The 1,126-nt window shown below is 63.5% G+C and carries 2 protein-coding genes; both read left to right on the top strand.

Going from position 1 to position 1,126, the window contains the following annotated elements:
• Positions 1 to 51 precede the first annotated feature (51 nt).
• On the top strand, positions 52 to 465 hold the full coding sequence (locus ABZW96_RS37660) for a helix-turn-helix domain-containing protein (RefSeq protein WP_355081664.1): 414 nt from the start codon (positions 52 to 54) through the stop codon (positions 463 to 465).
• A gap of 20 nt (positions 466 to 485) precedes the next feature.
• Positions 486 to 1,126, top strand: a 641-nt coding sequence (locus ABZW96_RS37665) for an IS630 family transposase (RefSeq protein WP_355081666.1), incomplete at its 3' end; no start/stop codon positions are given.

Here is a 1,126-nt window from a genome sequence, read left to right on the forward strand (position 1 = left end):
CTAGTGCCTCGTCCAAGTAGGTTGCCTCGGTAACCGGGTGTCGGGTTGATCGTGGACCTGTTGCCGGTGATGCTGCCGGTGGAGGTGGTGCCGGTGGCTCGGAAGCCGGAAGTGTTTGTGCGAGCGGTGACCCCAGAGGAGGGGCGGCGGTTGCAGAAGATCACCAAGACGAGCAAACAACCGGTCAGGATGCGGCGAGCGATCGTGGTGATGGCCTCGGCCCAGCGGCAGCCGGTTCCCGCAATCGCAAGGTTGATGCAGGTCAGCGAAGCGTATGTGCGGCAGGTGATCCACGACTTCAACGAGCGGGGGTTCGAAGCACTGGACCCAAAATGGAGCGCGGGCAGGCCGAAGAAGGTCGATCGGGCGACGCGTGAACGCATCGCCTGCATCGCCCGGTGCTGCCCGCGTGACCTGGGCTGGCCGTTCTCGACAGGAGCCTGTCGAAACTGCGCGAAGTACTGATCAGCAACGGCATCGCTGAGATCAGCCGCGAAACTCTGCGCAAGATCCTCCGAGCCGAGGGGGTGTCGTGGCAGGCGGTCAAGACCTGGAAAGCGGGCACCGACCCCGAGTTCGCCGCGAAGATGAACCGCGTGCTGGACCTCTATGACCATCCACCCACCGATGGACGAGTGGTCTGCGTGGACGAGTTCGGGCCGCTGAATCTGCAACCCCGCACTGGTCGTGGCTGGTTCCCGCGACGAACCCCGAAACGGTTGCCAGCGACCTACCGGCGCACCCAGGGCGTGCGGCACCTACTCGGCGCTCTGGATCTGGCGACCGGCAAGATCCACTACCGGATCCGGGATCGTAAACGGTGGCAGGAGTTCCTGTCGTTGTTGAAATCGCTGCGGGCGCGCTGGCGTGGACAGAAGCTCTACGTGATCGTCGACAACTTCTCCCCGCACAAACGAGCCGAGGTCCGCATATGGGCTGCGGCCAACGACGTGGAACTGGTCTTCCTACCGACCTATTCATCGTGGTTGAACTGGATCGAGTCCGAATTCGCGGCTCTACGCTACTTCGCCTTGAACGGGACCGATCACCGCAGCCACGACGAACAGGACGCCGCGATCGGCGCCTACATCCGCTGGTACAACCAGCACGCCCGACCCAAACGCGA

This window comes from Nocardia sp. NPDC004168, from assembly GCF_040610355.1.
Classification (GTDB): Bacteria; Actinomycetota; Actinomycetes; order Mycobacteriales; family Mycobacteriaceae; genus Nocardia; species Nocardia sichangensis.